The sequence below is a fragment of the Curvibacter sp. GW821-FHT01G03 genome, assembly GCF_059422285.1.
Map to the genome: position 1 here is coordinate 1 of NZ_JBWKWP010000061.1, position 571 is coordinate 571.

General features: G+C 69.9%; 1 protein-coding gene. It reads right to left on the reverse strand.

From position 1 onward, the window contains the following. On the reverse strand, window positions 1–571 hold a 571-nt coding region (locus AC07VS_RS28815; RefSeq protein WP_494752695.1), incomplete at both ends, for an electron transfer flavoprotein subunit alpha/FixB family protein.

A 571-nucleotide genomic window follows, 5' to 3' on the forward strand; every position in this document is an offset into this window, starting at 1 on the left:
GTGCTGGATCGCCCCCGAGATGCCGCAGGCCACGTACAGGCTCGGCGCCACGATCTTGCCGGTCTGGCCCACCTGCCAGTCGTTGGGCGCGTAGCCCGCGTCCACCGCGGCGCGGCTGGCGCCGAGTGCCGCGCCCAGCTTGTCGGCCAGCGGGGTCAGCACTTCGTTGAACTTCTCGCTGCTGCCCAAGGCACGGCCACCCGACACAATGATCTTGGCCGCCGTCAGCTCGGGGCGGTCGCTCTTGGCGATCTCGCTGCCCACGAAGGCGCTCTTGCCGCTGTCGGCCTGGGCTGCGATGGTTTCCACCGCGGCGCTGCCGCCCGTGGCCGCCGCCGCGTCAAAGCCCGTGGTGCGCACGGTGATGACCTTGGTGGCGTCCGCGCTTTGCACGGTGGCGATGGCGTTGCCCGCGTAGATCGGGCGCTCGAAGGTGTCGGCGCTGATGACCTTGCTGATTTCGCTGATCTGCGCCACGTCGAGCTTGGCCGCCACGCGCGGGGCCGCGTTCTTGCCACCGGCGGTGGCAGGGAACAGGATGTGGCTGTAGTTGGCTGCCATGGCCAGCACT